The sequence below is a fragment of the Streptomyces sp. DT2A-34 genome, from assembly GCF_030499515.1.
Taxonomy (GTDB): Bacteria; Actinomycetota; Actinomycetes; order Streptomycetales; family Streptomycetaceae; genus Streptomyces.
Window position 1 is genome coordinate 6,269,005 of record NZ_JASTWJ010000001.1, and the last position, 25,915, is coordinate 6,294,919.

Here is a 25,915-nt window from a genome sequence, read left to right on the forward strand (position 1 = left end):
GATCCGGGGCGTTGTCAGTGGTGGCGCGTAGTGTTCTGAGCAGTGGGGACGGCAGCCGGAGCCGGCGGGCCGGTCGGTCGGCCGTGCCCTGCCCGGGGGCGGTGGGCAAGCGCATGCGGGGGAGCCATGAGCACGATGATTACGACTTACGCCAGTACGGCCTACGCCGGTACGACCTGCGTCAGCGACACGGCGATCATCCTGACCGACGCCGAGCTGGCTCCGTATGTCACGCACGCGTCGACGCGGCGCTGGCTCACGGGACCCGGACTGCCGTGCGAAAGCGGCGTGTTGAGCTTCGCCGAGCTGTGCCGTGAGGGTCGGGAGGGCCTGCGGACGGTGGCGGACTCGACGGGCGGTCCGGACGGCCGGCTGGCGGCGGAGCTGCGGGACCAGCTGGTGATAGGCGGGCTGCTGGGCCCCGGCGGTCTGGAGACGGAGTCGGTCCTGCTGGACGGCGCGACGGGCGAGATCTCGACGACGTACTTCCTGCACGACCGCCCCGACCTGATGGACCGCCGCCCGCTGGCACCGTCCCTGCGGACGCTGGTCCGATTCGCGGAGGCGACGGACGAACTGGCCGGCCTGCGCGGCCAGTTCGCCTCCTACGTCGGCCGTTACGGCCCCAAGGCGGTGGCGCAGGCCTCGCAACACCTGCTGGCGGTGTTCGAGGACGGCGCGGACGGCGAGCCGGCGCCGTACTGGAAGATGGCGGCCCTGATCCGTCCCCTGGCGCTCGTCGCGGGCCGGGCCGGAGAGTCGGGGCTGGCCCTGGACCTGCCGCCGCGCCTGCTGGACCAGGAGTTCGGCCAGGGCAAGGTGGTGCGCGTCGAGGAGGTCGACTTCCCCGTCACGCTCACGCACGAGCCGACCCGCCGCTTCCTGCGCGAGGTGGGCCTGCCGGAGGACGGCTTCCTGTTCTCGCTGGAAACGGACGTGCCGCTGCAGACGCTGGCCGAGTACTACGCCGACGAGGAGCCGGTCGCCGAACTGCCCGCGCGGGCCGATCACTTGATACGCCTCGGCCATCTCGTCGAGGACGACAGCCTGGTCGTCGACGGCGAGACGGGCGCGGTCCTGAACTGGAGCGAGCCCGAGGCGAGGCTGTTCCCCCTGAACACGGACGTCTCGACCCTCGCCTTCACTCTCTGGCTGCTCCACCGCGAGCAGGCGATCGACGAGCAGTCGGGCCATGAGCTGACGACCGACACCTACGACCAACTGGCCATGACGATGCTCCAGGTCCTGTCGACGGTCGACCCGACCGGCACCAGGGCCGCCGGCGGGGATGGGCGGCATTACTGGACGGAGGTGTTCCAGGACGAGGCGAGTGGGGTGCTGGAGTCGGTGGGTGGGATGAGGTGAGGGGCGGGCCGTGGTGCGGGAGATCGACAATGCCCGTATGGAGAACGTCATCGTCCGCCCGGCCGGGCCGGGGGAGCTGGCAGCCGTCGCGGGACTGCGGTGGCAGTGGATCCTCGAGAACGACGGTGCGGCGCCGGCAGCCGTCGACCGCGACGCCTTCGTCCGTCACTTCGTCACCTGGGCCGAGGAGAACGCCTCCTCGCACCGCTGCATGGTCCTCGTCGACGGGGACGTCAGCGGTGGCCTCGGGATCATCGGCATGGCGTGGCTGGCGGTGGTCCACCGCGTACCGACGCCGCACGCGCTGCACCGGGCGTCCGGTGATCTTCAGTGCGTGTACGTGGTCCCGGAGGCGCGCGACGCGGGGCTGGGTGGCCGACTGATTGCCGAGACCCTGGCCAGGGCGAGGGACCTCGGTCTGGAGCGGGTCACTGTCCACTCCTCACCTCGCGCGATCCCCGCGTACGCCCGCCAGGGTTTCGAGAACCCGCCGCGCCTCCTCCAGGCCCACGTCACACGGGCTGTGCCGTATCACTGAGGCCGTATCCCCGAGGCCGGGTGCCGCCGGCTGTCGGCCTCGGGGGCAGGTGTCGTCAGGAGGACGAGGACCTGGCGGCGGTGCGGCGGCGGCGGACGGTCAGGACCAGGGCGCCGCCGAGGGCTGCTGCGGTGGCCGCGGCACCGGCGATGAGCGGGGTGCCGTCGGAGCCGGTGCTCGCCAGGTTGCCGTCGACGGATCCGCTGGTGGAACCGCCGGTCGAGGTGCCCGTGGAGGTGCCGGCCGACGTGGCGCCCGTGCTGCCGGTGCCGCCCGTGCCGCCGGTGGACTGGCCGTCGGGGTCGTTGCCGTCGCCGCCCGTGGTGGAGCCGCCGTCCGTCGAGCCGCCGGTGGAGGAGCCGCCGGAGGTGGCGGGGCCGTCCTCGTTGTCGGTCGGGATGTCGATGCGGAGCCAGTCCTTGTCGTTGGCGGTGTTCTTGTCGAACGCCGGGTGGATGTCGTAGACGGAGGTCGCCTTCACCTCGCCCTTGATGGTGCCCTTCACATCGGCGCCGATCTTCAGCATGAAGGTGTACGCGAGCGACTCGCCGACCTCGATGGTGTGGTCGGCGGGGGAGCAGACGTACTTGGACTTGCCGGGCGTTCCCCCGGGGCCGGACGGGCCGTCGATGCCGAACGGCGCGCATTCCTTGGGGACCTCCACAGCGGAGGCGCCCGGCGGGATCTGCACCATGAGCGCCGGCTGGTCGTCGCTCTCGTTGTTCTGGATCCAGCCGGGGCCGTCGTTGCGGAGCCGTACCGTGACCGACTGCTTGTCGCCGGCGAGCGCCTCGGTCCACTCGCCGACCGCGACGAGATCGGCCGAGCTGTCCGCGGTCAGCGCCAGACGCCGGTAGCTGTCGCCGAACCCCTCGCCGGGGGCTTCGCCGGTGGGCCCGGTGCCGTACTCGACGGCCTCCATCAGTGCCTTGGGCAGCGCCTTGAACCGCACGGGGGTTTCGACGGAGGCACCGGGTTCGATGACCGTGTCGAGCTCGCAGAGCGCCTGTCGGACCTGGTCCTCGATGGTCGAGTAGGCGCAGCCCTCGACGGACTCGGGAAAGTCGAGCCCCCGGGTCAGCCGGATCCGGAAGGTGAGGCCGTCCACGGCCGCGGTGCCCTTGTTGGTGATGACGACGGACTCGTCGTACACCTCACCGGGCTTGGGAGACGTACTCGGCAGACTCGAGATCACCAGGGAGGGCTCGGCCTCCTCGGCATGCGCCGCGGGAGCGACGACCGCGGGAACGGCCGCGGCGATCGCGGCAGCGGCCACGAAGGCCGCCGAGTGGCGGATCTGCGAGGGGCGGAGGCGCTGGCGCACGGGTGGGTCTCCTCGTCGGGAACAGGAAGCACGGCGACCGGAGGTTTGCCGTCCAGTCATGTCCTGGACAGCTGGAGGGCGTCCAGGGTTGTGCTGCCGTTTGAGGAGACGGTGGGGAGAGGTTGGGGGCAAGGGGGAGAGAGGGAGGCCGTGGCGGGATTCGAACCCGCGTAACTCGCTTTGCAGGCGAGCCCCTGAACCACTCGGGCACACGGCCATTTTCTGACTTCGGGTGTTCGGCCCTGGTCAGTGATGTGACCGTAAGCGCGGGCACGTCAACCGCTCAAGGGACCCGCCGACCCTGCAATGGGACTGCCACACGCCGTTCATGAACACCGGCGGTCGTACGACCAAGGTCTCAGGGTGGGGCCGTCTCTCGACAGGGGTCAAAGTTGGTTGTGGCCCTTACGCTGGCGGGCATGGCTGCCCTCGATCCGCGCGACGCCGGTGTCGCGAAGACACCCGATGTTTCTTTGGTTTCCGGGCCTGAGGACACCGTGCTGAGTCGGACCTATCGGGCGCTCAGTGTCGGGATCGTCTCCGTCGTGCTGCTCATCGCCTTCGAGGCCACCGCTGTCGGGACGGCCATGCCGGTGGCCGCGCGGGAGCTGGACGGGGTGTCGTTGTACGCCTTCGCGTTCTCGGGGTACTTCACCACCAGCCTGTTCGGGATGGTGCTGGCGGGGCAGTGGTCGGACCGGCGGGGGCCGTTGGGGCCGCTGACCGCCGGGATCGCGTCCTTCGGGGTGGGGCTGCTGCTGGCCGGGACCGCCGGGGCCATGTGGCTGTTCATTCTCGGGCGGGCCGTGCAGGGGCTCGGGGGCGGGCTGGTGATCGTCGCGTTGTACGTCGTCGTCGGGCGGGCCTACCCCGAGCGGTTGCGGCCGGCGATCATGGCGGCGTTCTCGGCGAGCTGGGTCGTGCCGTCGATCGTGGGGCCGCTGGCTTCCGGCGCGGTGACCGAGCATCTCGGGTGGCGCTGGGTGTTTCTCGGGATTCCGGTGCTTGCCGTCTTTCCGCTCGCGCTCGCGCTGCCGCAGATACGGCGGCGGGCGGCGGGGCCGGTCGACGGCTCGGCGGGCAGCGCCTCCTTCGACCGGCGGCGTATCCGGCTCGCCCTCGGTATCTCCCTCGGCGCGGGGCTGTTGCAGTACGCCGCCCAGGACCTGCGGTGGCTCTCCCTCGTGCCCGGCGTCGCCGGTGCCGCGCTGCTCGTGCCGGCCGTGCTCGGGCTGCTTCCGCGCGGCACGTACCGGGCGGCGCGCGGGCTGCCGTCCGTGGTGCTGTTGCGTGGGGTCGCCGCGGGGTCGTTCATCGCCGCCGAGTCCTTTGTGCCGTTGATGCTGGTCACCCAGCGGGGGTTGTCGCCGACGCTCGCCGGGTTCTCGCTCGCGGCGGGTGGGGGGACGTGGGCGCTGGGGTCGTGGGTGCAGTCGCGGGCGCGGGTGGAGCCGTATCAGGAACGGCTGATGACGTTGGGGATGGTGCTGGTGGCGGCCTCCATCGCCGCCGCGCCGAGTGTGCTGATCGACTCCGTGCCGGCCTGGACCGTCGCCGTGGCGTGGAGTTTCGGGTGCTTCGGGATGGGGCTGGTCATCTCGTCCACCAGTGTGCTGCTGCTCCGTCTCTCCGCTCCCGAGGAGGCCGGTACCAACTCCGCCGCGCTGCAGATCTCCGACGGGCTGTCCAATGTCGTGCTGCTGGCTGCCGGGGGTGCTGCCTTCGCGGCCCTGGGGGGTGGTGCGGTGGGGCATGCGGCGACGGGGGTGGCCGGTGGTGGGGCGCATACGGCGGCGTTCGCGGCGGTGTTTCTGCCTATGGCGGGGGTGGCGTTGGTGGGGGCTTGGGTGACGACTCGGGTGCGGGAGCGGTGAGTTGGGCGCCGGGGGGTTTCGCCCCCGCCGCCCCTACCCGTCCCATCCTCCAGGGGCGCTGCCCCTTCGACCCCGGTCCCTGGGGGCCTGCGGCCCCCAGACCCCCGCTTCGGCCCTGAACGGGCCTCGTCCTCAAACGCCGGACGGGCTGGAATGCCTGGGCCGGCGTCGAGAGGTCGAGCCCCCAGCCGGGTGGGTGGGGCTAGGGATGGTGCGGCCCCGTCCTCGAACGCCGGACGGGCTGGGATTGCCTGGGCCGACGTCGAGAGGTGGAGCCCCCCGGGGGGCCAGGGGTGGTGCGGCCCCGTCCTCGAACGCCGGACGGGCTGAAGGACACGGGCCGGTGCCGAGAGGTGGAGTCCCCCAGGGGGTGGGTGGGCGACGTTGTGACGTCGGTCCCACCCGCGCGTGACCCGGCCTCGTTCGCGCATCGGTACCACCGGGCCGCCGGTAGGGTGGCCCGGTTGTCATACGTAGCCGAGCCCGACCCCCTTACGGAGACCGTGACTACCACCGCCGCCTCCTCCTCGCACCACCTTTCCCCCGCCTTCCCCGGCCGCGCCCCCTGGGGCACCGCCAGCAAGCTGCGTGCCTGGCAGCAGGGGGCGATGGAGAAGTACATCCAGGAGCAGCCGCGTGACTTCCTCGCGGTCGCCACGCCCGGCGCCGGGAAGACGACCTTCGCCCTGACGCTCGCCTCCTGGCTGTTGCACCACCATGTCGTGCAGCAGGTCACCGTGGTCGCGCCGACCGAGCATCTGAAGAAGCAGTGGGCGGAGGCGGCCGCGCGGATAGGGATCAAGCTGGATCCCGAGTACAGCGCGGGCCCGCTCGGCAAGGACTACCAGGGCGTCGCCGTCACGTACGCCGGTGTCGGTGTGCGGCCCATGCTGCACCGGAATCGGGTCGAGCAGCGCAAGACCCTGGTGATTCTGGATGAGATCCACCACGCCGGTGACTCCAAGTCCTGGGGCGAGGCCTGCCTCGAGGCCTTCGAGCCCGCCACGCGGCGGCTCGCGCTCACCGGTACGCCCTTCCGGTCCGACACCAACCCCATCCCCTTCGTGACGTACGAGGAAGGCAACGACGGGATCCGGCGGTCCGCTGCCGACTACACCTACGGGTACGGGAACGCGCTGGCCGACCATGTCGTGCGGCCCGTCATCTTCCTCTCCTACAGCGGCAACATGCGCTGGCGGACCAAGGCCGGCGATGAAATCGCCGCTCGGCTCGGCGAGCCCATGACCAAGGACGCCATCAGTCAGGCCTGGCGTACGGCGCTGGATCCGCGCGGTGAGTGGATGCCGAGCGTGCTGCGCGCCGCCGACCAGCGGCTGACCGAGGTCAGAAAGGCCATCCCGGACGCCGGCGCCCTCGTCATCGCCTCCGACCAGGACTCCGCCCGCGCCTACGCCAAACTCATCCGCGAGATCACCGGCACCAAGGCGACCCTCGTCCTCTCCGACGACGCCGGCGCGTCCAAGCGGATCGACGACTTCAGCGGCAACAACGACCGGTGGATGGTCGCGGTGCGGATGGTGTCCGAGGGGGTCGACGTGCCTCGGCTGGCGGTGGGGGTGTACGCCACCACCATCTCCACCCCGCTCTTCTTCGCGCAGGCCGTCGGACGTTTCGTACGGTCACGCCGGCGCGGTGAGACCGCCTCCGTGTTCCTCCCGACCGTCCCCGATCTCCTCACCTTCGCCAACGAGATGGAGGTCGAGCGCGACCACGCCCTCGACAAGCCGAAGAAGGAGGGCGAGGAGGACCCGTACGCCGAGTCCGAGAAGGAGATGGAGGAGGCGAACAAGGAGCAGGACGAGGACACCGGCGAGCAGGAGCAGTTCTCCTTCGAGGCGCTGGAGTCCGAGGCCGTCTTCGACCGGGTGCTCTACGACGGCGCCGAGTTCGGTATGCAGGCCCACCCGGGGAGTGAGGAGGAGCAGGACTACCTCGGGATTCCGGGGCTGCTGGAGCCGGATCAGGTCCAGCTGCTGCTGCAGAAGCGGCAGGCGCGGCAGATCGCGCACAGCCGTAAGAAGCCGGACGCCGAGGCCGACCTGCTGGAGCTGCCCGCTGAGCGGCGGCCCGTCGTCTCGCACAAGGAGATGATGGAGCTCCGTAAGCAGCTCAACACGATGGTCAGCGCGTACGTTCACCAGAGCGGCAAGCCGCACGGGGTCATTCATACCGAGCTGCGGCGGGTGTGCGGCGGGCCGCCGAGCGCCGAGGCCACGGCGGGGCAGCTGCGGCAGCGCATCGCCAAGGTGCAGGAGTGGGCCACGCGGATGAAGTGACGGCGCTTGTATTTCGGCTGCGGGCCGGTGGGGGCTTGTCGCGCCCACGCGGCGGAGCCGCACATTGATACGGTCCCGCGCCCCTTACGGGCCGCCACGCGCCGTGCGTATCAGGGCAAAGGGACGTGGTCCGTACCCGCCGCTGCCCGGATTCTGGACGGAGCCTTCCGCTCAGCGAACCGCCTTCGCTAATGTCCCGCTACGCACACGCCCCGTGGCAGCGCCGCCGCGGAGCGCAGCCGTGAAGCGACGCGGTTCGGGACAGCCCGGGCCGCCGGCCGATCGGCGGCCTCTGAAGCGCGTCACTGACGGGACTCGGTGACGCACCCGCCGCGAGGAGGCTGCCGACCTCACCACTAAGGAGTGGGCGTCGTGACCGCGGAGACCTCTCAGACGCTCGACCGAGGACTGCGCGTCCTCAAGCTGCTGGCCGATACGGACCACGGGCTGACCGTCACCGAGCTTTCCAACAAACTGGGCGTGAACCGGACCGTTGTGTACCGGCTGCTCGCCACGCTCGAACAGCACGCCCTCGTACGCCGTGACCTGGGCGGCCGCGCCCGGGTCGGGCTGGGCGTGCTGCGACTGGGCCGGCAGGTACATCCGCTGGTGCGGGAGGCCGCGCTGCCCGCGCTGCGCTCGCTGGCCGAGGACATCGGGGCGACGGCCCATCTGACACTGGTGGACGGTACGGAGGCGCTGGCCGTCGCCGTGGTCGAGCCGACGTGGACGGACTATCACGTGGCCTACCGGGCCGGTTTCCGGCACCCCCTGGACCGGGGGGCCGCGGGCCGGGCCATACTCGCCGCCCGGCAGCAGTCGCTGGAGGAACCCGGATACACCCTCACCCACGGCGAGTTGGAGGCCGGGGCGAGCGGGGCGGCCGCGCCGTTGCTCGGGGTCACGGGCGTCGAGGGCAGCGTGGGTGTGGTGATGCTGGCCGACGCGGTGCCGGAGCGGGTGGGGCCGCGGGTCATGGACGCGGCGCGGGAGGTGGCGGAGGCGTTGCGCTGACGTGTGCCGGGGCGGTGGCGGGGGGCGTTGCGCCGACGTGTGCCGGGACGGTGTGCGTCAGGCCCTCTAGGCAGGGTCGGCACCGCCTCCGACACTCGGTACATGACCCCTGTCAGCATCCGCACCGTCCACGACGTCACCGGTCTCTCCGCCGTCGCCGACCACTTCAGCGACGTGTGGCAGACGCCCCGCAGCACCCCGCCGTACCCGGCCGAGGTGCTGCACAGCCTTGTCCACGCGGGCGGGGCCGTGCATGCCGCGTACGACGGCGTGCGGTTGGCCGGGGCGTCGGTCGCGGTGTTCGGGCAGCCTGCGTCCAGGGAGGCGTACTCGCTGGTCGCCGCCGCCGACCAGGGGCTCGGGGTGCGGGTCAAGCAGGCGCAGCGGGCTTGGGCGGTGGAGCTCGGGGCGCGCACCATGCGCTGGACCTTCGACCCGCTGGTCGGGCGCAACGCCCGGTTCAACTTCGTCAAGCTGGGCGCCGTGGGCACCGAGTACCTGGTCGACTTCTACGGCCCCATGGCGGACGGCGTGAACGACGGCGACGAGAGCGACCGGCTGACGGTGGTCTGGGACCTGACCGGACCGGGACAGCCGTACGACACCGGCGACACCGGAGGCACTGGCGACCCCGGCGACACCGTTGATCGCGAGGCCGCACCCGGCACGCACACCGCCCCCGACGGCGGACCGCTCGCCCGCCGGGACCTGGGCGACCGGTACGTCTGGTGCCGCGTACCGGACGACATCGTGGCGCTGCGGGCCGCCGACCCACAGCTGGCGCTGCGCTGGCGGCGGGCCGTCCGCGAGGTGTTCACGAAGGCCTTCGCCGAAGGGTTCACCGCGACGGGAATGTCCCGTGACGGCTGGTACACGCTGACCCGCCCGGAGGCCGCCTCGTGAAACTCGAACGCGTCGAGATCGTCCACGTGGCGATCCCGCTGGTCACCCCCTTCCGTACCTCCTTCGGCACGATGACGGCGAAGGACACCTTCCTGCTGCACGTCGTCACGGACACGGCCGAGGGCTGGTCGGAGTTCGCGGCCGACCCCGAGCCGCTGTACTGCTCGGAGTTCGTGGCCGGCGCGGAGATCGTGCTGCGCGACTTCCTGCTGCCGCGCGCCGCCGCCCTCCCCGTGCTCGGTACGGCCCACCTCGCCCCGGCGCTGGAGAAGATCAAGGGGCACGAGCTGGCGAAGGCGGCGCTGGAGACGGCGGTCCTCGACGCGGAGCTGCGGTCGTACGGCATGCCGCTGGCGACGTATCTGGGGGCGGTGCGGGAGCGGGTGCCGGCCGGGGTGTCGGTCGGGATCAAGGAGAGCGTCGGGGAACTGCTGGACGCCGTCGAGGGGTATCTCGCCGAGGGGTACCTCCGGATCAAGCTGAAGATCGAGCCCGGCTGGGACCTGGAGCCCGTACGGGCCGTACGCGAACGCTTCGGGGCGCAGCTGCCGCTCCAGGTCGACGCCAACGCGGCGTACAGGCTCGCGGACGCCGAGCATCTGCGGCGGCTGGACGAGTTCGGGCTGCTGCTGATCGAGGAGCCGCTCGCGGAGAACAACCTGTACGCCCACGCCCGCCTCCAGCAGCGCCTTACGACCCCCGTCTGCCTGGACGAGTCCCTGCACAACGCCCGCGACACCGCGTCCGCGATCGCGATGGACGCGTGCCGGGTCGTGAACGTCAAGCCCGCGCGGGTCGGCGGGTACCTGGAGGCGCGGCGGGTCCATGACGTGGCGTACGCGCACGGGGTGCCGGTGTGGTGCGGCGGGATGCTGGAGACGGGCATCGGCCGCGCACCGAACCTGGCCCTGGCGGCCCTGCCCGGCTGCACGCTCCCCGGCGACACCTCCGCCTCCAGCCGCTACTTCGCCGAGGACATCACGGAGCCGTTCGTGCTGGTCGACGGCCATCTGCCGGTCCCGAGGTCGCCGGGCATCGGGGTGCAGCCACTGCCGGAGGCGCTGCGGCGCTTCACCAGGCAGCGGCGGGACCTGTACGGGGCCTGAGTCGGCTGACCTGGGCAGTGGTGGGTGGCTGACGTGGGCAGTGTGGGCAGCTGACCTGGGCAGTGGTGGGCAGCTCCGACCTGCGCCAGGCCGGAACTCGCCGCCACGTTAGATTGATCCCGTGTTCTCTCGTCTCACGCGCCCCCAGGCCCTAGCCGTCTGCGCCCTGCCGGTCGCGGCCCTGCTCGCCACGGCCGCCTTCGCGCCGCTGCCGTTCTCGGTGGCGCAGCCCGGCCAGACCACGGACGTACTGGGCGAGGACAAGGGCGACCCGGTGATCACGATCTCCGGTGCGCCGACCGGTGACACGGGCGGCGAGCTGCGCATGACCACGATCGTGGCGACCTCGCCCGACACCGAGGTGACCCTCGGCGACGTGATCGACGCCTGGTTCCGCACGGACAGGGCGGTCATGCCGCGCGACTCGGTCTATCCGAGCGGCAAGAGCACCCGGGAGATCGAGAAGTACAACACCGAGCAGATGAAGGAGTCCCAGGACGCCGCGACCGAGGCCGCGCTGAACTACCTGGACCTGAACGACAAGAACATCAAGGTCACCCTGAAGCTCGCGGACGTGGGCGGGCCCAGCGCCGGCCTCCTCTTCTCCCTGGGGATCATCGACAAGCTCAACGGCACCGGCGCCGACCTCACCGGCGGCCGCACGATCGCCGGTACGGGCACGATCGACGCCGCCGGCAAGGTCGGCGCGGTCGGCGGCGTGTCCCTGAAGACCCAGGCGGCCAAGCGGGACGGGGCGACGGTCTTCCTGGTACCGAAGGACGAGTGCTCCGACGCGAAGGCGGAACTCCCGAAGGGCCTGCGGCTGATTCCGGTGACCACGCTGAAGGGGGCGGTGGGGGCGCTGGAGGCGTTGGAGTCGGGGAAGGGTTCGGTTCCTGGCTGCTAGGTCGGCCAGGTCCGTCGTGCTGGAAACCTTTTGCCGTGGGCGCTCCCTAGTGCCCTAACTGCTGGTGTACGAGTACCGGCTTGGGGGTGGCGAGGCGCAGGCCGACTTCTACGAGGGTCCAGCCGACCCTCGTACGCAGGTCCCGGGCCGGTTCGACTCCGGCCGCGAGGGCGTGTGCGTGCGCCTCGGCACGGAGGTCGGCGGCACGGGCGTGGTGCAGGGCGAGGCGGGTCTCGGGGTGCTGCATCGGGCTTCGGCCTCTCAATCCGTCTTCATGGGGAAGGTTCGTGTCTGTACGCGGACCGTCTCGGCCTCGGGGTGGTCCTCAATGGCGGGCAGATCGCGGTAGCTGTCCACCAACTCGTGCATCTTCGCGGCAAGTTCGTCAGCGAGTTCCGGGGTAAGGCGGAGCGTCATGCTGCTCATGTCCGAGCTGCGGTTCCACGCCTCGGACCACTCCTGGCGGGTGCCGAGCCAGGTCGACAGCTCCCGGGTCTGTGTGGTGGCGACCTCGTGCAGATACAGGTCGGCTGCTCCGCGCACGGCCGGATTGGGGTCGCGGAGCAGCGCGTCGTCGAACTCCAGCCCCTGTACGGCCGCCTTCCACCACCGCTCCCGGCCCTTGCCCCGCTCGGGCGCGTCCTCGACGAAGCCGTGGGCGGCGAGCTGGCGCAGGTGGTAGCTCGTGGACCCGCTGGACTCGCCCAGTTTCTCGGCGAGTTGGGATGCGGTGGCGGGGCCGCCGAAACGCAGGGCGTCGAGCAGTTGCATGCGCAGGGGGTGGGCGAGCCCGCGTAGGGAGCGGGCGTCGAGGCTGTGGACCTTCGGCTGTTCCGGCTCTGTCACACTTACAAAGATAGTGTTGCAAAGAGTTCTTTGCAACGACTCCTTTGCATGACTACTTCACGAACCCCTCCTCCTTCATCCAGTCCAACGCCACCTGATGCGGATCCTCCCCATCCACATCCACCTTCGCGTTCAGCTCCTGCGCCACCGCGTTGTTCAGCTTCTTGGTGATCGGGTCGAGGACGTCCGCGATCGCCGGCCACTTCTTCAGGGTCTTGGAGTTGATCATGGGGGCGGCGTTGTAGTTGGGGAAGAACTTCTTGTCGTCCTCCATGACCGCGAGGTTCATCGACTTGATGCGGCCGTCCGTGGTGAAGACCTCTCCGTACGTGCAACTCCCCTTCGCGGCCTGGGTGTAGATGATCCCGGTGTCCATCTGTGTGATGTTCTTCGTCGGCACGCTCATCCCGTACTCCCGCTGCATGCCCGGCAACCCGTCCGCCCGGTTGGCGAACTCGACCTCCACGCACAGCGTCACGGCGCCGGGGTCGGACTTCGACAGCGCGGCTACGTCGGAGAGTGTGTTCGTGCCGTACTTCTTGTGGTTGTCCTGGTTCATCGCCAGGGCGTAGGTGTTGTTCAGCGCGGAGGGGGCCAGCCAGCTCACCCCGTTCTTCGCGTCGGCCTCGCGCACCGCCTCCCACTGCGCCTGCGGGTCGGGAATGGGTTCGCTGCGGCCCAGGTACGTGATCCAGGCCGTGCCCGTGTACTCGTACCCGGCGTCCGCGTCCCCCTTCCTGACCGCCTCGCGGCTGCCGATGGAGCCCTGGATCCCGGTGCGGTCGAGCACCTCCGCGCCGGCCGCCTCGAAGGCGATGCCCATGATGGCGCCGAGGATGAGCTGCTCGGTGAAGGACTTCGACGTCACCGTCAGGTCGGCGCCCTTCAGCGGCTCGCCCTGTCCGATCACGCCGGGACGTACGTCGTCGACCAGCGGGGAGCCGCTGCTCAGACCGCAGCCGGAGCTCGCCACCAGCAACGCCGCCGCCAGCAGCCTCGCTGCCGGTAGCCTCACCGCTCGTAGCCTTGTCGTCGGCGCACCCGCCACCAGCAACCTGGCCACCGGCGCCCCCGCCTCCGGCAGTCCCGCTGCCCGCCGCCCCGCCTCCGGCAGTCCCGCTGCCCGCAGTGCTGCCCCCGGCACCCCCGGCACTCGCGGCACCCGCGCTGCCCGTAGTCCTGCCTCCGGTGCCTCCGGCACCCGCGCCGCCCGTAGTCCTGCCTCCGGCACCCCCGGCACCCCCGGCGCCTCCGGCACCCGCGCCGCCCGTAGTCCTGCCTCCGGCACCCCCGGTGCCTCCGGCACCCGCGCCGCCCGTAGTCCTGCCTCCGGTGCCTCCGGCACCCGCGCTGCCCGTAGTCCTGCCTCCGGCACCCCCGGTGCCTCCGGCACCCGCGCTGCCCGTAGTCCTGCCTCCGGTGCCTCCGGCACCCGCGCCGCCCGTAGTCCTGCCCCCGGCACCCCCGGCACCCCCGGCACCCCCGGCACCCCCGGCACCTCCGGCACCCGCGCCGCCCGCAGTCCCGCCTCCGGTGCCTCCGGCACCCGCGCCGCCCGCAGTCCTGCCCCTGGCACCCCCGGCACCCCCGGCACCCGCGCCGCCCGCACCCCCGCCCCCGAAGATCCCGTAAGCCGCCTCACGTCCCCAACCCCCGCGGCCGCAGCAGCAGTTCCGCCAGTGACGCCAGCCAGTCCACCAGCAGGGCCAGGGCGACCGTGAGGATCGAGCCCAGCACCAGTACCGGCATGCGCTGGTTGGTGATGCCGGCCGTGATCAGGACGCCCAGGCCGCCGCCCCCGCCGAAGACCGCCAGGGTGGCCGTACCGACGTTCAGGACCAGGGCGGTGCGCACGCCCGCGAGGATGAGGGGGACCGCGAGCGGCAGTTCCACCCGTGTCAGGACCCCCGTCGGGGACATGCCGATGCCGCGCGCCGCCTCCAGCAGCGTCGGGTCGTTCGCCTTCAGGCCGGCGATCGTGTTGGAGAGCACCGGCAGGACGGCGTAGGCGATCATGCCGATCAGGGCCGCCCTGCGGCCGATGCCCAGCCAGATCACCAGCAGGGCGAGGAGACCGATCGCGGGGGTCGCCTGGCCCATGTTGGCGAACGCCATGGCCACCGGGGTGGCCTTTCGGAACGCCCGCCGGGTGAGCAGGATCCCCAGCGGGATCGCGATGATCAGCACGAAGAACGTGGAGATCACCGTGAGTTCGATGTGCTGCCACAGGGCCTTGGAGACCTGCCCGCCCGACAGCGCGTTCTCGGAGACCGCGTCCAGGTCGGCCTGCTGGAACCACAGCCAGGTCGCGAGCAGCATCGCCACCAGCAGGGCGGGCAGGACGGTCAGCTTCTGCCAACTCACCTTCCGGGACGGGGACTTCGCGGCTGTGGGGGAGGAGGTCTCCTCGGCTCCCTCCGCCTCCTCGGCCCTCTCCGCCCCCTCCGCAAGCCTCGACGCGGAAGTCCCGGCGGCCTCCGGAACCCCGGACATCTCCTCAACCCCGCTCGTCTTGCGCGCCTCGGGAGCGTTCACGCCTTCGCCTCCCCTCCGTTGCCCTCCTGCTCGGCATGGGTCCGGTCGGCCCGGGCGCCCTCCAGCTCGTGCTGGGCCTCCAGCGCCTCCAGCCGGTCGGCCTCCAGCAGCTCGTGCACGGAGTTCATCAGCGTCTCCATGTCGACGACACCGGTGTACTCACCGCGCCGCCCGGTCACCGCGACCCGCCCCGCGTTGTCGATGAGGACCGCCTCCAGGGCGTCCCGCAACGTGGCGTCCCGGGTCACCGTGTCGTGCACCAGCGTCCCCGCCCGCGCCAGCGAACCCCTGGCCCGCATCAGATCGCCGCGCCTGAGCCACTTGTACGGCCGGCCCCGCTTGTCGAGGAGCAGGATCTCGTTGGTGCCGCTGGATCGGAGCCGGTTGAAGATCTCCTGGAGCGGGTCGTCGACGGTCACCGTCGGATAGTCGGTGACCTCCACATCCCGGACCCGGGTCAGGTTCAGCCGCTTCAGCGCCGCTCCGGCGCCCACGAACCCGGACACGAAGTCGTCCGCCGGGTTGGTGAGGATCGCCTCGGGGGTGTCGAACTGCGCGATGTGGGAGCGTTCGCGCAAAACGGCGATACGGTCGCCGAGCTTGATCGCCTCGTCGAAGTCGTGCGTGACGAAGACGATCGTCTTGTGCAGCTCGTGCTGGAGTCTGATCAACTCGTCCTGGAGATGATCACGGGTGATCGGGTCGACCGCGCCGAACGGTTCGTCCATCAGCAGGACAGGAGGATCGGCCGCCAACGCCCGTGCCACCCCCACACGTTGCTGCTGCCCGCCGGAGAGCTGACGCGGATAGCGGCCGTGGAACTCCCCGGGGTCCAGGCCGACCAGGTCGAGCAACTCCTCGACCCGCGCCGCGATCCGCGCCTTCGACCAGCCGATCATCCTCGGTACGAGTCCGATGTTCTGCGCGACCGTCATGTGCGGGAACAGACCGGCGGACTGGATCGCGTAACCGACCTTGCGACGCAGCTTCACCGGGTCGATGTCGGTGACGTCCTCGCCGTTGATGCGGATCCGGCCGCCGGTCGGTTCGATCAGCCTGTTGATCATTTTGAGCGTCGTGGACTTACCGCACCCGGACGGGCCGACGAAGATGACCGTCTCGCCCGCCTTGATCTCCATGGTGACGTTGTCGACGGCGGGGTTGGGATTGCCCGGGTACCGCTTGCTGAGGTTCTCCAGCTCGATCGTGGCACCCGTCGTGGCAGCGGCAGCGGACGTCTCAGACACGGATCCCCCTGGGAATGGTCAGCCGTCCGAGCAAGACGTACGCGGCGTCGAACAGCAGCGCCAGCACGATGATCCCGAGGGTGCCCGCGAGCACCTGATTGAGCGCGTTCGCGCTGCCCAGCGAGGCGAGCCCGCGGAAGATCACATTGCCGAGGCCGGGGCCGGAGGCGTACGCCGCGATCGCCGCGATGCCCATCAGCATCTGCGTCGAGACCCGGATCCCGGTCAGGATCGGCGGCCAGGCCAGCGGCAGCTCCACCCTCAGCAGCTGGGCCGGCCGGGACATCCCGATGCCCCGGGCGGCGTCCACCAGCGAGGGATCGACACCGCGCAGCCCGACGATCGCGTTGCGCACGATGGGCAGCAGCCCGTACAGGGTCAGCGCGATCACCGTGGGCGCCACGCCCAGCCCCACGATCGGGATGAGCAGACCGATCATGGCGAGCGACGGAATGGTCAGGACGGTCGAGGTGGACGTCGTGGCGAGGTTGCCCGCCAGGTCGCTGCGGTAGGTGGCCACGCCGATCAGCACCCCGAGCAGGGTCGCCACGACCATGCACTGGAAGACGGCGCTCGCATGTTGGTAGGCGTCGGTGAGCAGCTGCTGGTGGCGGTTGCCCAGGTACTCCCAGAAGCTCACTCGGACTCACCCCACCAGGTCGTGGCTAGCTGCTCTCCCGGTCCTGGGCCGCCTGCTCCACCAGCGGGATGATCCGCAGCGGAACGGGGTTCTCCATCACGATCGCGGTGGCGGCCCGGACGATCCCATCGAAACCGACAACCCGGTCGATCACACGCTGGAGATCGGCGTTGGAACGCGCCACGAGACGGCACATCATGTCCCCGCTCCCGGTGGTCGTGTGCAGCTCCAGCACCTCCGGCACGGTCGCCAAGTGCGCCCGTACGTCCGCCCCTTGGCCCTGCCTGATCTGCAGCGTGGCGAAGGCGGTGACCGGATACCCGAGCGCGGCCGGATCCACCTCGGGCCCGAAGCCGCGGATGACTCCGTTCGACTGAAGCCGGTCGAGCCGGGCCTGCACGGTCCCGCGTGCCACCCCCAGCCGCCGGGACATCTCCAGCACCCCGATCCGCGGCTCCCGCGCCAGCAGCACGATGATCCGCCCGTCCAGATGATCGATCCCCACAGCAACCTCCCGAGCGCGGTGGTCATCCTGTACAGAGAGCCCGCAGAAACGTGCACTGCACTGGTCATATTGCCCAGTGAATACGCGAACTATTGCGCACCTTGCCGCACCGGAGTGAGGCTGCGCCTATGACGCAGACCACACACCACACTCCCGACACCGCCCGGCAGGCCGACCCCTTCCCGGTCAAGGGAATGGACGCGGTCGTCTTCGCCGTGGGCAACGCCAAGCAGGCGGCGCACTACTACTCGACCGCCTTCGGTATGCGGCTGGTCGCCTACTCCGGACCGGAGAACGGCAGCCGCGAGACCGCGAGCTACGTGCTGGAGAACGGCTCCGCCCGCTTTGTCCTCACCTCCGTCATCAAGCCCGCCACCACCTGGGGCCACTTCCTCGCCCAGCACGTGGCCGAGCACGGCGACGGCGTCATCGACCTCGCCATCGAGGTCCCGGACGCCCGCCGCGCGTACGCCTACGCCCTCGAACACGGCGCCCGCTCGGTGGCCGAGCCGTACGAGCTGAAGGACGAGCACGGCACGGTCGTCCTGGCCGCCATCGCCACCTACGGCGAGACCCGCCACACCCTCGTCCAGCGCACCGGCTACGAGGGCCCGTACCTCCCCGGCTTCGTCTCCGCCGCGCCGATGGTCGAACCGCCCGCCCAGCGCACCTTCCAGGCCATCGACCACTGCGTGGGCAACGTCGAGCTCGGCCGGATGAACGAATGGGTCGGCTTCTACAACAAGGTCATGGGCTTCACGAACATGAAGGAGTTCGTGGGCGACGACATCGCGACCGAGTACAGCGCGCTGATGTCGAAGGTCGTGGCCGACGGCACGCTCAAGGTCAAGTTCCCGATCAACGAGCCCGCCATCGCCAAGAAGAAGTCCCAGATCGACGAGTACCTGGAGTTCTACGGCGGCGCGGGCGTCCAGCACATCGCCCTCAACACCAACGACATCGTCCAGACGGTGCGGACGATGCGCGCGGCCGGCGTGCAGTTCCTCGACACCCCGGACTCGTACTACGACACCCTCGGCGAGTGGGTCGGCGACACCCGCGTCCCCGTGGAGACCCTGCGCGAGCTGAAGATCCTCGCGGACCGCGACGAGGACGGCTATCTGCTGCAGATCTTCACCAAGCCGGTCCAGGACCGTCCGACCGTCTTCTTCGAGATCATCGAACGGCACGGCTCGATGGGCTTCGGCAAGGGCAACTTCAAGGCGCTCTTCGAGGCGATCGAGAGGGAGCAGGCCAAGCGAGGGAACCTCTGAGGCCTGTGCGACTGCTGTGAATTCGTAGAACATGCAACCAACCAACGGCAGTTGACGCTCTCATGTCCTGTGGGTGCCACGGGGGCACCCACAGGACATGGGGGAGTTCAGTGACCACCCGCATCGACCTCGCCGTACCGTCGCACCGCTGGCTGTGGCAGAAGGGCACGCTGAAGGAGCCGACGGTTCTGCAGTCGTTCGCCTTCGACGAGGTGGGCAAGCACTTGTACGTCCTCCAGGTCACCGCCACCGGCCACGCGGCCGGCGACCTGTGTCTGAACAAGCTCGACTACAAGGGCAACCGGCTGGGCCACATGTACCTGAAGGGCTTCGGCCACGGCGTCAGCATGGGCCTGCAGCGCGACGACACCGACGGCAGGATCTGGATCTGGACCGAGGCCGATGCCGAGAACGGCTACGGGCAGGGCGTCACCCGCTTCCACTTCGCAGGCGGGGCCGTCCGCACCGGCGCGGACGTCAAGATCCGCCACCCCATACCGGGCTCCGTCAACAACCAGCCCTCGGTCTGCATGGCATCGAGGCGCATCGCCGTCCGCTACCGCACCGCGGCGGGCGAGCCCCGCTACCGCGTCTGGGACCTCGACGCCTTCGTCGCCCGCGACTACGACAACCCCGTCGCGGACTTCCCCCAGACCGGTGCACACCCCGACCCGAAGATCCCCTTCCAGGGCTTTGCCCTCCACCGCGACCGCGTCTACCAGCTGGCGGGCACGGCCTATGACGCGAAGAGCAACCCGGTCGCGGGGCGGGGCAACGCGTACGTGTCCAGCCTCGACGTCCATACCGGCGAACTGCTCCAGCAGGAGCGCACCGAGGCCGGGTACAGCCTCGTGCACCGCGAGCCGGAGGGCATCGCCGTGCGCGGCGGGTCGAATCCGCGGGTGTACCTCGGGTTCGCCTCCGGGAAGCTGGGGGCACGTCGCTTCTCGATCTTCGTCAAGGAGAAGCGCGAGTCGTAGCCCGGCTCACCCCCGCCGCGGCTTCGCGTCCACTGCCGCGTCCATGTCCGGTACGTCCTCCACCGACGGCTCGCCCAACTCCTCCAACGCCGCCTCGGCCAGGGGCACCCGGGTCGGCGAGAAGTGCGGATTGATCCGCAGCGCCTCCCGCAGATGCCGCCGCGCGGGCCCCGTCAGCTCCAGTTCCCGCTCGATCATCCCCCGGTGATAGGCGTACAGCGCACTGCGCACCCCACCCCCACGCGCCTTGTCGGTGGCGATCCTGGCGAACTTCAGCGCCCGCTTGTGCTCTCCGGACCGGTGCAGCGCCCACCCCAACGCGTCGGCCACCGCGATGCCGGGCTGGCGCCGCCACTCGGTCCGCAGCCGCCGTACGGCGAGCGACGCGTCGCCGTGGTCCGCCTCGAAGAGGCCCAGCACCAGCTCCTCGTCCACCCCGCCCGCCGCGGCCCGCGCCGCCCGCTCCCGCAGCAGGTCGTACTGCACCCCCGCCGCCTGCCCCAGCCCCAGCGACTCGTACAACTCGCCCAGTTCCAGCGCGTACTCGGGGCGCGGCTGCTTGGCGAGCGCCACCCGGTAGGCGTTCAGCGCCTCCGTCGTGCGGCCCAGCGCCGCCAGCGTCCGCCCCTGCCCGGCGAGCGCGGCCCGCTGGTCGGGGTCGAGGCGTACGGCCTCCTGGAAGTGCCGCAGCGCCACCTCCAAGTCGCCGCGCTCCCAGGCGAGTTGACCGGCACGTTCGAGATACGCCGCCCGCTCGGCCGGTGCCTCGGCGGCCGCCGCCGCGTCGGACAGGGCCGCCGCCGCGTCCTCACGGTGACCCCGGTCCCGGTAGACGGCCGCCGCCCGCGCCTGCACCGCCGGCCCCGAGCGCAGCTTCAGCAGCCGGTCCAGGGTCCGCTTGGCCGCCTTGTACTCGCCCAGCCCCGTGTACGCGTCGATCAGCTGCGGATACGTCGTCCACCGCTTCCGGTCCACCTGAAGCGCCGCCTCGCCCCACGTCAGCGCCGCCCGGAAGTCCCGCCGCGCGTTCGCCAGCGCCGCCATGCCGTCCAGCGCCTCGGCGTTCCTCGCCCGCAGCCTCAGCGACGTACGCAGCGCCTTCTCGGCCTTCGGGTAGTTCACCGGCTCCGCGGTCCGCCGCCCCTGCTCCACATACGCCGCGCCCAGCACCGCCCACGACTTCGCGTCCTTGGGATGCGTCCGCACCCGGGCCTCGCGCTCGTCGATCAGCACCGCCAGATCGGGCAGCGCGGCCGGCACCCCCGTGGTGACCGCGGTGAGCGCCTGCGCCCCCGGCGCCGGAGGTGCGGGCTCCCGCGTCCCGGTCGTCCCCCACGGCAGCAGCGCCAGCACCACACCGAGCACGGCACACCCCGCCACCGCGGCGACCAGCACCCGTCGCCGGACGCGCGGACGGTCCGGCGTGGGCCGGTCATCCCCAGCGGCGTCGTTCTCGTTCTTCGAGGCGGCGTTCTCCGTGGCGCTGTTCTCCATGGCGATCACTGTGCGTGAAACCTTGCGTCAATACGACGACCACACCCGTCCGGCGGCGGCTGCCGTACGCGGGGTTCACACCGATGGCCCCGGGTGTCACGCTGTGATCATGAGCCGTACCGAAGCCGCACCCGACCAGGCCCGGGGTGACCTCACCGAGCGGCTGCTCGCGGGTCTGCCTGCCGAGGCCGTCCTGACCGACCCCGACGTCACGGCCTCCTACGCCAACGACATGGCCAGCTTCTGCCCGGCCGGCGCCCCCGCCGTGGTCGTGCTGCCGCGCACCGTCGAAGAGGTCCAGCACGTCATGCGCACCGCCACCGAGCTGCGCGTCCCGGTCGTCCCACAGGGCGCCCGCACGGGCCTGTCGGGCGGGGCCAACGCCTCCGACGGCTGCATCGTGCTGTCCCTGACCAGGATGGACCGCATCCTGGAGATCAACCCGGTCGACCGGATCGCGGTCGTCGAGCCCGGCGTCATCAACGCCGCCCTCTCCCGCGCGGTCGGCGAACACGGCCTGTACTACCCGCCGGACCCCTCCAGCTGGGAGATGTGCACGATCGGCGGCAACATCGGCACCGCCTCTGGCGGCCTGTGCTGCGTGAAGTACGGAGTGACGGCGGAGTACGTCCTCGGGCTGGACGTCGTCCTCGCCGACGGACGCCTGATGTCCACGGGCCGCCGTACGGCCAAGGGCGTCGCGGGATACGACCTGACCCGCCTCTTCGTCGGCTCCGAGGGCTCGCTCGGCATCGTCGTACGGGCCGTCCTGGCGCTCAAGCCGCAGCCGCCGCAGCAACTGGTCCTCGCCGCCGAGTTCGCGTCCGCGGCCGCCGCCTGCGACGCGGTGTGCCGGATCATGGCCGGCGGGCATGTCCCGTCACTGCTCGAACTGATGGACCGTACGACGGTCAAGGCCGTCAACGACCTGGCGCACATGGGACTGCCGGAGACGACGGAGGCCCTCCTCCTGGCCGCCTTCGACACCCCGGACCCCGCTCCCGACCTCGCCGCCGTCGGCGCGCTGTGCGAGGCGGCCGGCGCCACCCAGGTGGTCCCGGCGGACGACGCGGCCGAGTCCGAACTCCTCCTCCAGGCACGGCGGTTGTCCCTCACCGCGCTCGAAGCGGTGCGGGGCGTGACGATGATCGACGACGTGTGCGTGCCCCGGTCCAGGCTCGGCGACCTCATCGAAGGTGTCGAGCGGATCGCCGAGAAGCACCAGCTCACCATCGGCGTCGTCGCGCACGCCGGCGACGGCAACACCCACCCCACCGTGTGCTTCGACGCGGCCGACCCCGACGAGTCCCGGCGCGCCCGCGAGTCCTTCGACGAGATCATGGCCCTCGGCCTGGAACTCGGCGGCACGATCACCGGCGAGCACGGCGTGGGCGTCCTGAAGAAGGAGTGGCTGGCGCGCGAGATCGGCCCGGTGGGGGTGGAGATGCAGCGCGGGATCAAACAGGTCTTCGACCCGCTGGGCATCCTGAACCCGGGCAAGTTGTTCTGACTCCCCTTTGCGGCTGAACCGCCGCCGCTCTCGCGGACGTGGCTGATCGCCGTCGTGGTTCCTCAATTGATGGTTGCGGCTCACTCACTTTCATCCTTTGACCCGTTGCTCGGCCACGGGTCTCGCTGCCACAGGTCGTCGGCGGGGGTGGGGGCGAGCAGCTCGGCGAGCGCGTCGTCGATCCCCAACTGCTCGCCCTCGGTCCCCGGCGGCACCACCCTGAGCGTCCGCTCCAGCCAGGCCGACACCTGCGCCGCCGGCGCCTCCAGCAGGGCGTCCCCGTCGGGCGAGCTCAGCCCCATGAGCACGACGCTGCGGCCGTCGACCTTCGTCGGCCACACCCGCACATCCCCGTGCCCGCACGGCCGGAACACCCCCTCGACCAGCAGATCGCGGGAGAACGTCCAGTACACGGGGTGCTCGGAGTTGATGTGGAAGGTGACGTGGACGGCGTACGGATCGTCGCTGTGGTAGCTCAGCCTGGCCGGGACGGGGATGCTGCGCTCGGGCGACAGGATGAGCTTGAGCTCCAGCTCGCGCTCTACGACGGCGTGGTGCATGGCGTGGGTGTCCTCTCTCGTGACGCGTGCGGGTCCTGTGGGCGGGCCCGTACGAGTGGAGAGCGAGGAGAGGGGTGGATCATTACGCGGGTTCGCGGAACTTTTTTCCGGCCCTGTCCCGGGGCGGTTCCGTACGTGTGCTGCATGAGACCCGGGGGCAACCCCCGGACCTCCGGCCGAGGTACACACAAGGCTTCTCAAAAGTGTGGGTCCGACGGGACTGGCGGTGCTTGTTGCGCCGGTCTGATAGATGTGGAGGCCCCCAATAGACCCTCGAGCAGATACCGGACGACGGACATGAGCGCCCCAACCCCGGCCCCCGGTGACGACAGGCCCCGCGAAGGGTATTATCCGGACCCGTCCATTCCTGGATATGTCCGGTACTGGAACGGTGCCTCCTGGGTACCGGGCACCAGCCGTCCGGCCCCGACGGACGGCGAGTCGCTCAGCCCGCCACCGGGCGCGAACCCGGCCCAGCCCGCCTCGGCCGCGCCCGCCCCGGGCGCCTCGGTCGAGGAGACGGGCCCCCACTTCTTCGACGAGGACCCGGCCCAGCAGCCCCCGCAGGCCGACGCCCAGCACGGCGGCCGCCCCGAGCCGGCGTCCGCCTGGGGTGCCGACTCCGCCCACCAGTCCGGCTTCGGCGGCGAGCAGGACCGCCGCGTCTCCTGGGGCGCCCCGCAGGGCGCCGACCCGAGGGACCCGGGCGCGGCGGACGGTGCCGCCTCCGTCCCGCCCGGCGAGCCGGACGCGGGCGCCGTGGGCGCCGGGGGCGTCGCCTCCGGTGACACGTTCATGATCCGCCGACCGGTGGCGGAGTCCGGGGGAGCGCCGTCCTCCGGCGCCTCGGGGCAGGCCGCCCCGCATATCCCGAACCCGGCCCGTTCCGCGCCCGTCGACGGCACCATGGCCATCCGCGCGCTGTCCCCGCGCACGGGGCAGCAGGGCGGGGCGGCCGGGGCGCAGGCCGGGAGCACGGGCGCGTCCGCCGGCCCGGGCGCCGCACATCCGGATGCCCACCACCCCTCGGCGCCCGGCGCCCCGCAGGGGCCCGGCTTCGGCGCCGGGAAGGCCGCCGCCGAGCGCGCCGCGGGGGCCCAGGGACAGGCCCAGGCGGGCGCTCAGGCCGCGGCTGCCGCCCAGGCGCCCGGTGCCGCCCCCACGGCCCTTTCCGGCCCGCAGCAGGCCGCCCCGACGGTCCCTCAGCAGTCCGGCCCCCAGTCCGCGGCCGGGGCGTCCGCCCCGCCCATGAGCTCCGGTGTCGGCGGCGGCCAGTCCTCCTGGGCGCAGCAGGTGCACCGGCTCGCGGGCCCGGCCGACGACGACCAGCCGGTCGCCCCCTGGAAGCCCCCGGTCGAGGACATCTTCCAGGCGGCCGCCAGGCGCCAGGCCGCCGCCCGCCCCGCCGGCCTCGGCAAGCGGCTGGCCGCCCGGCTGCTGGACACCGTCGTGCTGGCCGCCGTCACCGCGGTGGCCGCCGTGCCGCTCGGCACCCAGGCGCTCGACCACGTCAACGACAAGATCGACGAGGCCAAGCTGTCCGGCGAGACGGTCACCGTCTGGCTGCTGGACGGCACGACCTCCATGTATCTCGGCATCGTCCTGGCCGTCCTGCTCCTGTTCGGCGTCGTCTACGAGGTCGTGCCCACCATGAAGTGGGGCCGCACGCTGGGCAAGAAGGTGCTCGGTCTGGAGGTGCGGGACATCGAGGCCCACGAGCCCCCGACCTTCGGTCCCGCGCTGCGCCGCTGGCTCGTCTACAGCATCCCCGGCCTGCTCGGCATCGGGGTCGTCGGCGTGCTGTGGTGCTTGTTCGACCGGCCGTGGCACCAGTGCTGGCACGACAAGGCGGCGCGTACGTTCGTCGCAGGCTGACCGCGTACGGCGAACGGCCCGGACGATTTACGTACCCCGGACGGCCCCGCGCCGGATGCGAAGTCGCGGGGTTCGCGGTCGACTCGGGCCATGAGCAGTGAACCGCCTCCCGGCTCCGGTCAGCAGCCCCCGGAAGACGACCCGTTCAGGAAGCAGCCGCCGCCGCCCGGGGGCTCGGGTTCGCCGTACGGCCAACAGCCCCCGTACGGCGGCCAGCCGCCGCCCCCCTCCGGCGGCGGTCCCTACGGCGGCGGTCCCTACGGCGGGGACCCGTACGGCGGCGGCGGTCACCCCACCGACCCGCTCGCCGGGATGCCGCCGCTCGCCGACAGCGGCAAGCGCACGCTGGCCCGCATCATCGACATGATCCTGGTGGGCGTCGTGGTCTGGCTGCTCACGTGGGGATTCGGCGTCACCGAGTACGACGTGGACGCCGACGACGTGGAGTACGGCAAGTCCTTCGTGCAGTCGCTGGTCGCTGCCCTGCTCTTCATCGGCTACGACACCTTCATGACCGTCAGGACGGGGCAGACCCTCGGCAAGAAGCTGCTCAACATGCGGGTGGCCAACCTCGACAACGGCGCCACACCGCTGGTGCAGACCGCGCTGATCCGGGCGGCGGTGCTGTGGATCCCGTTCGCGTTCTGCTGCGCCTGCCTCTGGACCGCGCTCTGCGGCGGCTGGAGCTTCTTCGACCGGCCCTACAAGCAGGGCCTGCACGACAAGGCGGCGAAGACGGTGGTGGTCAGCACCGACACCTGAGGCGGGTCAGGGAACACCTGAGGTGCGTCAGGGGCGCGTCAGCACCGGTTCTTCGGTCTGTTCCCGTTTCGCGGCGGGCTTGCGCACCGCCACCACGCGGGGCTTCTTCGGCATGGGCACCGTCATGGCGACCAGCAGCCCGAGCAGGAGCGCCGAGACGGCGATGACCGCGATCCCCACACCCGAACTCGTCTGGGACAGCAGCAGCATGGCGAGCGTCGAGAAGATCACGGTGCACGAGCCGTAGGAGAGCTGTGCGGCAGTCGGACGAGGCATGATCATCGTGTCCTCGGAATCAGGGGTGCACGGGGGGTCTCGGCCTGGCTTTCCGCCGACGTCCGGGCGTTCCGCCATCCGAC

At 71.2% G+C, this 25,915-nt stretch carries 24 protein-coding genes and 1 tRNA gene; 13 read left to right on the plus strand and 12 right to left on the minus strand.

All coding sequences use genetic code 11. From position 1 onward, the window contains the following. The first annotated feature begins 135 nt into the window (after positions 1 to 135). Both QQM39_RS28075 and QQM39_RS28080 read left to right on the plus strand, forming a co-directional pair. Entirely contained in the window at positions 136 to 1,365 is a 1,230-nt protein-coding gene (locus tag QQM39_RS28075; RefSeq protein ID WP_302003748.1) for an SUKH-4 family immunity protein, read from the plus strand. Between the two features lie 37 nt (positions 1,366 to 1,402). Beyond that, positions 1,403 to 1,903 (plus strand): GNAT family N-acetyltransferase, encoded by a 501-nt coding sequence (locus QQM39_RS28080; RefSeq protein ID WP_302000340.1) that lies wholly within the window; start codon positions 1,403 to 1,405, stop codon positions 1,901 to 1,903. Between the two features lie 55 nt (positions 1,904 to 1,958). Here the strand turns inward: QQM39_RS28080 and QQM39_RS28085 are convergent, their stop codons facing one another. Next, the gene (locus QQM39_RS28085; protein ID WP_302000341.1) at positions 1,959 to 3,227 is read right to left on the minus strand and encodes an LPXTG cell wall anchor domain-containing protein; all 1,269 of its coding nucleotides are present in this window, start codon (positions 3,225 to 3,227) and stop codon (positions 1,959 to 1,961) included. 145 nt (positions 3,228 to 3,372) lie between these two features. Further along, positions 3,373 to 3,444: transfer RNA gene (locus QQM39_RS28090), tRNA-Cys, on the minus strand. A 202-nt stretch (positions 3,445 to 3,646) separates the two neighbouring features. Between QQM39_RS28090 and QQM39_RS28095 the strand changes: the two genes are divergently transcribed. The 6 genes from QQM39_RS28095 (at position 3,647) to QQM39_RS28120 (ending at position 11,328) form a co-directional block, all read left to right on the plus strand. Continuing rightward, entirely contained in the window at positions 3,647 to 5,101 is a 1,455-nt protein-coding gene (locus tag QQM39_RS28095; RefSeq protein ID WP_302000342.1) for an MFS transporter, read from the plus strand. Positions 5,102 to 5,604: 503 nt separating this feature from the next. Further along, a complete protein-coding gene (locus QQM39_RS28100; protein WP_302000343.1) occupies positions 5,605 to 7,398 on the plus strand; it encodes a DEAD/DEAH box helicase in 1,794 nt (597 codons plus the stop codon). A gap of 372 nt (positions 7,399 to 7,770) precedes the next feature. Then, a complete protein-coding gene (locus QQM39_RS28105) occupies positions 7,771 to 8,412 on the plus strand; it encodes an IclR family transcriptional regulator (RefSeq protein WP_302000344.1) in 642 nt (213 codons plus the stop codon). A 102-nt stretch (positions 8,413 to 8,514) separates the two neighbouring features. Continuing rightward, positions 8,515 to 9,315 carry a chorismate synthase gene (locus QQM39_RS28110; RefSeq protein WP_302000345.1) on the plus strand — a complete coding sequence of 267 codons (801 nt, stop codon included), beginning with the start codon at positions 8,515 to 8,517 and terminating at the stop codon, positions 9,313 to 9,315. Next, the gene (gene menC, locus QQM39_RS28115) at positions 9,312 to 10,421 is read left to right on the plus strand and encodes an o-succinylbenzoate synthase (protein WP_302000346.1); all 1,110 of its coding nucleotides are present in this window, start codon (positions 9,312 to 9,314) and stop codon (positions 10,419 to 10,421) included. The genes QQM39_RS28110 and menC overlap by 4 nt, the downstream gene beginning before the upstream one ends. Positions 10,422 to 10,542: 121 nt before the next feature. Continuing rightward, positions 10,543 to 11,328 (plus strand): S16 family serine protease, encoded by a 786-nt coding sequence (locus QQM39_RS28120; RefSeq protein WP_302000347.1) that lies wholly within the window; start codon positions 10,543 to 10,545, stop codon positions 11,326 to 11,328. Between the two features lie 46 nt (positions 11,329 to 11,374). Here QQM39_RS28120 and QQM39_RS28125 read toward each other — a convergent pair whose 3' ends face one another. From QQM39_RS28125 to QQM39_RS28155, 7 genes are all read right to left on the minus strand, one after another. Next, positions 11,375 to 11,575, minus strand: a complete 201-nt coding sequence (locus QQM39_RS28125; RefSeq protein ID WP_302000348.1) for a hypothetical protein — start codon at positions 11,573 to 11,575, stop codon at positions 11,375 to 11,377. A 14-nt stretch (positions 11,576 to 11,589) separates the two neighbouring features. Continuing rightward, the gene (locus QQM39_RS28130; RefSeq protein ID WP_302000349.1) at positions 11,590 to 12,174 is read right to left on the minus strand and encodes a transcriptional regulator; all 585 of its coding nucleotides are present in this window, start codon (positions 12,172 to 12,174) and stop codon (positions 11,590 to 11,592) included. A gap of 52 nt (positions 12,175 to 12,226) precedes the next feature. Beyond that, the gene (locus tag QQM39_RS28135) at positions 12,227 to 13,165 is read right to left on the minus strand and encodes a glycine betaine ABC transporter substrate-binding protein (protein WP_302003749.1); all 939 of its coding nucleotides are present in this window, start codon (positions 13,163 to 13,165) and stop codon (positions 12,227 to 12,229) included. A gap of 647 nt (positions 13,166 to 13,812) precedes the next feature. Beyond that, complete coding sequence (locus QQM39_RS28140; protein ID WP_302000350.1) at positions 13,813 to 14,709, minus strand: ABC transporter permease; 897 nt, start codon at positions 14,707 to 14,709, stop codon at positions 13,813 to 13,815. Further along, positions 14,706 to 15,956 (minus strand): betaine/proline/choline family ABC transporter ATP-binding protein, encoded by a 1,251-nt coding sequence (locus QQM39_RS28145; protein WP_302000351.1) that lies wholly within the window; start codon positions 15,954 to 15,956, stop codon positions 14,706 to 14,708. Before QQM39_RS28145 ends, QQM39_RS28140 begins: the two co-directional genes overlap by 4 nt. Continuing rightward, positions 15,949 to 16,596: an ABC transporter permease gene (locus QQM39_RS28150; RefSeq protein WP_302000352.1), complete on the minus strand. Its 648-nt coding sequence runs from the start codon at positions 16,594 to 16,596 to the stop codon at positions 15,949 to 15,951. The genes QQM39_RS28145 and QQM39_RS28150 overlap by 8 nt, the downstream gene beginning before the upstream one ends. A gap of 25 nt (positions 16,597 to 16,621) precedes the next feature. Then, entirely contained in the window at positions 16,622 to 17,101 is a 480-nt protein-coding gene (locus QQM39_RS28155; protein ID WP_302000353.1) for an Lrp/AsnC family transcriptional regulator, read from the minus strand. A 128-nt stretch (positions 17,102 to 17,229) separates the two neighbouring features. Between QQM39_RS28155 and hppD the strand changes: the two genes are divergently transcribed. Together hppD and QQM39_RS28165 are read left to right on the plus strand one after the other, a co-directional pair. Next, positions 17,230 to 18,375 carry a 4-hydroxyphenylpyruvate dioxygenase gene (gene hppD, locus QQM39_RS28160; RefSeq protein ID WP_302000354.1) on the plus strand — a complete coding sequence of 382 codons (1,146 nt, stop codon included), beginning with the start codon at positions 17,230 to 17,232 and terminating at the stop codon, positions 18,373 to 18,375. A gap of 110 nt (positions 18,376 to 18,485) precedes the next feature. Then, positions 18,486 to 19,355, plus strand: a complete 870-nt coding sequence (locus QQM39_RS28165; RefSeq protein WP_302000355.1) for a Teichoic acid biosynthesis protein C (Precursor) — start codon at positions 18,486 to 18,488, stop codon at positions 19,353 to 19,355. A gap of 6 nt (positions 19,356 to 19,361) precedes the next feature. Here the strand turns inward: QQM39_RS28165 and QQM39_RS28170 are convergent, their stop codons facing one another. Next, positions 19,362 to 20,849, minus strand: a complete 1,488-nt coding sequence (locus tag QQM39_RS28170) for a lipopolysaccharide assembly protein LapB (protein ID WP_302000356.1) — start codon at positions 20,847 to 20,849, stop codon at positions 19,362 to 19,364. A 103-nt stretch (positions 20,850 to 20,952) separates the two neighbouring features. Between QQM39_RS28170 and QQM39_RS28175 the strand changes: the two genes are divergently transcribed. After that, positions 20,953 to 22,359 carry an FAD-binding oxidoreductase gene (locus tag QQM39_RS28175; protein ID WP_302000357.1) on the plus strand — a complete coding sequence of 469 codons (1,407 nt, stop codon included), beginning with the start codon at positions 20,953 to 20,955 and terminating at the stop codon, positions 22,357 to 22,359. 80 nt (positions 22,360 to 22,439) lie between these two features. On the opposite strand, the gene QQM39_RS28180 is transcribed toward QQM39_RS28175, so the two are convergent. Then, on the minus strand, positions 22,440 to 22,919 hold the full coding sequence (locus QQM39_RS28180) for an SsgA family sporulation/cell division regulator (RefSeq protein WP_302000358.1): 480 nt from the start codon (positions 22,917 to 22,919) through the stop codon (positions 22,440 to 22,442). A 297-nt stretch (positions 22,920 to 23,216) separates the two neighbouring features. Between QQM39_RS28180 and QQM39_RS28185 the strand changes: the two genes are divergently transcribed. Together QQM39_RS28185 and QQM39_RS28190 are read left to right on the plus strand one after the other, a co-directional pair. Continuing rightward, positions 23,217 to 24,794, plus strand: coding sequence for an RDD family protein (locus tag QQM39_RS28185; protein ID WP_302000359.1), 1,578 nt, complete (start codon positions 23,217 to 23,219; stop codon positions 24,792 to 24,794). A 90-nt stretch (positions 24,795 to 24,884) separates the two neighbouring features. Then, positions 24,885 to 25,556, plus strand: coding sequence for an RDD family protein (locus QQM39_RS28190; protein ID WP_302000361.1), 672 nt, complete (start codon positions 24,885 to 24,887; stop codon positions 25,554 to 25,556). Between the two features lie 27 nt (positions 25,557 to 25,583). Here the strand turns inward: QQM39_RS28190 and QQM39_RS28195 are convergent, their stop codons facing one another. After that, positions 25,584 to 25,832: a hypothetical protein gene (locus QQM39_RS28195; RefSeq protein ID WP_302000362.1), complete on the minus strand. Its 249-nt coding sequence runs from the start codon at positions 25,830 to 25,832 to the stop codon at positions 25,584 to 25,586. Positions 25,833 to 25,915 lie beyond the last annotated feature (83 nt).

Coding starts and splice junctions, on each gene's coding strand:
- QQM39_RS28110 (WP_302000345.1), top strand. CDS start 8,515: ATGACCCCTGTCAGCATCCGCACCGTCCACGACGTCACCGGTCTCTCC.
- QQM39_RS28185 (WP_302000359.1), top strand. CDS start 23,217: ATGAGCGCCCCAACCCCGGCCCCCGGTGACGACAGGCCCCGCGAAGGG.
- QQM39_RS28170 (WP_302000356.1), bottom strand. CDS start 20,849: ATGGAGAACAGCGCCACGGAGAACGCCGCCTCGAAGAACGAGAACGAC.
- QQM39_RS28075 (WP_302003748.1), top strand. CDS start 136: ATGATTACGACTTACGCCAGTACGGCCTACGCCGGTACGACCTGCGTC.
- QQM39_RS28195 (WP_302000362.1), bottom strand. CDS start 25,832: ATGCCTCGTCCGACTGCCGCACAGCTCTCCTACGGCTCGTGCACCGTG.
- QQM39_RS28095 (WP_302000342.1), top strand. CDS start 3,647: ATGGCTGCCCTCGATCCGCGCGACGCCGGTGTCGCGAAGACACCCGAT.
- QQM39_RS28080 (WP_302000340.1), top strand. CDS start 1,403: ATGGAGAACGTCATCGTCCGCCCGGCCGGGCCGGGGGAGCTGGCAGCC.
- QQM39_RS28125 (WP_302000348.1), bottom strand. CDS start 11,575: ATGCAGCACCCCGAGACCCGCCTCGCCCTGCACCACGCCCGTGCCGCC.
- hppD (WP_302000354.1), top strand. CDS start 17,230: ATGACGCAGACCACACACCACACTCCCGACACCGCCCGGCAGGCCGAC.
- QQM39_RS28180 (WP_302000358.1), bottom strand. CDS start 22,919: ATGCACCACGCCGTCGTAGAGCGCGAGCTGGAGCTCAAGCTCATCCTG.
- QQM39_RS28190 (WP_302000361.1), top strand. CDS start 24,885: ATGAGCAGTGAACCGCCTCCCGGCTCCGGTCAGCAGCCCCCGGAAGAC.